Annotated in this window: 3 protein-coding genes; all 3 read left to right on the forward strand. The window is 29.8% G+C overall.

Annotated features, from left to right (window positions below):
• The first annotated feature begins 2,263 nt into the window (after positions 1-2,263).
• The 3 genes from DMG62_23660 (at position 2,264) to DMG62_23670 (ending at position 4,351) form a co-directional block, all read left to right on the forward strand.
• Entirely contained in the window at positions 2,264-3,016 is a 753-nt protein-coding gene (locus DMG62_23660; GenBank protein ID PYY20424.1) for a hypothetical protein, read from the forward strand.
• 242 nt (positions 3,017-3,258) lie between these two features.
• Positions 3,259-3,693, forward strand: coding sequence for a hypothetical protein (locus DMG62_23665; protein PYY20425.1), 435 nt, complete (start codon positions 3,259-3,261; stop codon positions 3,691-3,693).
• A gap of 184 nt (positions 3,694-3,877) precedes the next feature.
• Positions 3,878-4,351 carry a hypothetical protein gene (locus DMG62_23670; protein PYY20426.1) on the forward strand — a complete coding sequence of 158 codons (474 nt, stop codon included), beginning with the start codon at positions 3,878-3,880 and terminating at the stop codon, positions 4,349-4,351.
• The last annotated feature ends 717 nt before the right edge of the window (positions 4,352-5,068 follow it).

Raw genomic sequence — 5,068 nt, forward strand, 5'->3', positions numbered from 1 at the left:
CGCAGCGCAGATCACTTCCGAATTGCGCATAAATATTGAAATATATATAGGCGCTTTGCGCATGCCGCGTATAGCGCAAATTTAGCGCCGTACGCGGGATATTTTGCGTTGAATGCGGCAAATATTGCATATTTAGCGCTGATGTGGCAAATTTAGCGCCGTACGCGCTGCTTTTAAATAGATTTGCCGACTTTACTTTTAAGGTTAATGAACATTTTCATCCCTTTATTAATAATACTTAACGAAATTACGCGTTGAAATTTTCTCTTTATTAAAATAGACACTCCAAAAAAAGTTACGTTTGACAATTTTTTATTTTTGTTTTTCTAGTTTCGGTTCTTTTGTTCTTGATATTTAGGTAAATATTATATTTTCTTTCTTTAGGGGCGGATTGCGGAAAATGGGCGAAAGCTAAAAGGTAAGTTCCTTTTTTCTTCTTTATTTCTTTGCTTTATGATTTGATTTTTAACACCTTTTTTTTCTTCAGGGACAGACTCCGGGACTCCGGGACTCTAAGGTTCTGTATTCGGGAAATGTGTGAATTGGTAAGTTCTTTTTTTTTTGTATTGATTTTTTTTTTTATTTGAGAACTTCCTAATATTTCTTTTTCTTTTTTTTGTAGGATCTCGGAATGCTGGCTTGGATATGACGAAATCGGACGGTCATTGGTAAGTGCGGGCAAGAGTTTTTTTATTTGAGAAACCTTTCTAACACTTCTTTTTCTTTTTTTTTTGTAGGTTCTCGGAATGCTGGCTTGGACATGACGAAACTGGACTTTAAGGGACATTGGTAAGTGCGGGCGAGAGTGTGTGTTTGTTTTTTTATTTGAGAAACCTTTCTAACGCTTCTTTTTCTTTTTTTTTTTGTAGGTTCTCGGAATGCTGACTTGGACATGACGAAACCGGACTTTAAGGGACACTGGTAAGTTCGGGCGAGTGTGTGTGTTTGTTTTTTTTATTTGAGAAACCTTTCTAATGTTTCTTCTTTTTTTTTGTAGGATCTCTTTGACATGACGAAACTGGTCTAATAATCCACAAAGTCCAAGAAAACCATGGTTTCTAAAGCCATAAAAAAAAAGAAACATTAAATTTCTCAAATAAATTCAAAAGTCTGTCCAAAATCTGTAAAGTCCAAGTTAACATTTCTTAATGAAAAAATTTCGTTTCTACTGAAATTCTACATTTGATTGATTATTCGTTAGATCTACTTTAAAGTTAACCAATAAAAATAAGATATAAATTTTAAGTGTAATTTGATAATCTAACGTTAATGATTTTTTTTTCCTTTGTTATATTTCCTTTGTCTTAATAAAAATAAAATAATGACAAGTACTAAAAACAGTTTAAAACGATTTTTTCCTCCAGCTGAGTCATCAAACAGGAAAAGAGGAAAACAAAGTATTGCACAAGAAACTATTGAAGAATTATCTTCTGGATCAGATACAGAACAAACACCTGTTATTAAAAGAACTCATGAGCGTAAGGAACCAGACCAAAGCTGGTTTAAAATCTATCCATGGTTAGATCAGCAAGTGATAAATGGAAAGATCACATTATTTTGTTCTTTATGTAAGGAAAGAAAAGGAAAGACCATATTTGATGGTTAGTATTATGGATGGGTGTGTATCAGTGTGTAAAATTCATGTGCACAATGTGCACGTGTGCACAATTTTTTTTTAGTGTGCACAATTTTCTAAATTGGATGTGCACGTGTGCACACCAAAAAATTTTTCATAGTGCACAAATGTGCACAATTTTGTGCACAAAAAAAATTTATATAGTGCACAATGTGCACAATTCTGTGCACAAAAAAATAATAGTGCACAATTCTGTGCACAAATAGCACAATTTTGTGCACAAAAAATAATAGTGCACAATTCTGTGCACAAAAAAAATTGTATTACATCAATGATCTATTTAACGACGGAGTAACGATGATAATCTAAATTTTTTAATTTTTTTTTTTAAGCGTAATAAAAATGGGAGATATCACAAAATACCTAAATGACTACACTCCTCATGAAAAAAAGATCAATTAAACTAAAAAAAGAAGCCGAAATGATAATACAGAAATTACCCTAATTAGTGATGTTGAAGACAACGAAATTAATAGTGAAGAAGAATTAAATGAGGCTAATAAGACAAAAAATAAAAAAATAAAAAATAAATATTCACGTTTAGAAAAAGACAACCTTAAATGGAATCCAACTTGGACTGTAAAATATCCATGGTTATATTGCGAAAAAAAAAATGAAAAGGAAGTTATGTTTTGCAATACATGCAAAAATGCGGGTATTTCAAGTATGTGGACAACTACTGGTTCAGAATGGTTAAAAGAAGATTGTATTGAAAGGCATCAACAATCAAAAAAACACGAAAAAGCTGTTAGTGCAAAAAATTCAAATCAATTAACTATTAAAGAGGGTTTTATGCAACAAATGAGCAATAATCAAGCATTAATTATTGGTTGTATGCGTAATGTGTATTATCTAACACAACGTAATATAGCACTCAATAATTATGAATCTCTTTGCGATTTAATTTTGTATCAGAATAATTATCAATATCAAACTGGAGATGAAGATTTCATTCAAAATCTTCGACCACCTCTTCTTCAAAATCACTCTGAATTCACAACTTCATCATCTTCAACTAATTATGCACTTTATAAAAACGCAGTTGCAGGAAAAGAATTACTTTCTTCTATATTTACTATTATTGAAGAAAGTGTTATTGCTGAGGTTAAAAATTCACCATGTTGGAGTTTACTTATTGATGAAAGCAATACAAATGTCATATCTGAAAAAACTATTGCGTTGGTTTCAAAACATTTAGTAAATGGTGAACCTATTTTTCGCTATCTTGGATTAGCACAAGTAACAGATGCATCAGCTAATGGAATTATGAATTTAATAAACCTTTTTGTAAATCAGAAAGGACTGGATATAACGAAACTGAGACATTTCGGTAGCGATGGAGCAGCAACCATGACAGGTAACTATATAAATCTTAATTAATTAATAAAAAATAATTTAACATTACTTTATATACTTATTTTTTATTATTTTTATTTTTAGGCATTCGTAATGGTGTTGCAACTCAATTAAAAAATATTAATAATTTTATTACATCAACTCATTGTGTTGCACATCGCTTACACTTAGCTTCAGAAGAAGCTGCAAACGAAACACCATATTTTGCGCATTACAAATTGATAGTAAAAGGAATTTATTCTTATTTTTCTAATTCATATAAACGAATGTATGAATTAAAAAAAATCAAGGAAGATATGGAAGTTTCTGATTTAACAATTCTCAATGTATGCGATACACGATGGCTATCATGGTCTAACGTAATTAATAATTTTCACCAAATAATCGAACCCATTCAAGTAGCATTACAACGTGATGTTAATTCATCTAAAACAGCCAAATTTTTATATGATGCAATGGATACTGAATTTCTTATTATTACGAAATTTTTTGCTGATATTTTTTTTATTTTAAAAAAAATTATATTAGTTTTTCAATCTGATTATATTTCTTTATCGGAGACTAGATCACAACTTGTAATGGCATATGAATCCATAACTGCAAATTTTATTGGATCTGCAGAAGTTTTACCAAAATATGGTACTCATTTGCGAAAATTTATGGAAGAGTTAGAATTACAGCCTGAAGATCTACCAGGCTAGTTTATTTTTTATTTTTAAAAGATTTATTTATTTATTAAAATTATTGATTTTAAATTGCTAAGAATTTTTGCTTTGTTAATTAGGTTTTATTAAAAATTATGCAGAAAAAGTTATTGCAAATTTACGAAAAAGATTTCCGAATGACAATTTATATTATTCATTACGTATTTTTGATCCTCATGAAATGCCGCTTGATAAAAATGCTTTACAAAATTATGGTGAAGAAGAACTTTCAGAACTTATACATTTTTATGGAAAAAAAAGAAGAATTAATAATGAAGAATATTCATTAATTGATGAAGAAGAAGTTATAAATGAATGGGATTTGGCTAAAAATTATATCGCGTCATATAGATATGCCAAAGAATGTAAATTCACTGAATGTTGGTTTAAAATTTTTAGTACTACTCATTTCCGAGATCAATTTCCTAATATTACTACTCTTGTTGACTTGTCGTTGATTATACCTTTTTCAAATGCTGTGGTGGAACGCGTATTTTCTAGACAAAACTTAATTAAAACCGACCTTCGAAATAGGATGAATATTGATACTCTTAATATGCATTTGCATATTTCTTTAAATGGCCCTCGAAATTTTGAAAAATTTAATTATTTAGCAGCTTATAATCATTGGGCTTCTAAAGATCGGGCAATTTAATAATTATAATTTTTTTTTATATAATGAACATTTTATTGTAATTATTAATTCTATTTTATAAATAAAATCGTATAACAATTTATATCATAAATCAATAGTGCACATTTTTGTGCACAAATATTTTAATTTACAAATAGTGCACATTTTTGTGCACAAAAATTTTTAAAAATTGATTTAAATATAGTGCACAAAAATTTTTGTAATGTGCACAAAAAAAAATTTTTTATGTGCACGTGTGCACATTTTGTTTTTTCCAAATTTTATACACTGGGTAGCACAATGATGTAAGATTAAGTTGTACAACGTTCATTTTTTATATATATATCCCATTTTTTATGTAGCACCATTTTCTCAAACTTAACGCGACTAAAACTTTATCATCTCAACAAAATGTCATTGCCTGCACTTATAGCCTTTTATTATGTAACAGCGACGGAAGATTGGACGTGTGCCAACGTAGTAGAATACTATCGTTCTAAAATAGAACAGAAGGAGTTTAAACACGTGTTGGATCGAATAAAAAAAGACCTTCAAGATGTTACAAAATTAAAAAATGATTTTGACACGACGCGTAGAAGAAAAGCTCAGGAAATACTAGATAATTGGCAGGTACGCGTAAGAGTCGTTTAAAATTTTAACCAAGTCAAGAGCCTAGTTCATACAGTGACGAATTGCTAGTTCGACGCTAGTGCAAGCTGGGACTGCTAGTCTACCAGT

The organism is Acidobacteriota bacterium, from assembly GCA_003225175.1.
Lineage (GTDB): Bacteria > Acidobacteriota > Terriglobia > Terriglobales > Acidobacteriaceae > Gp1-AA112.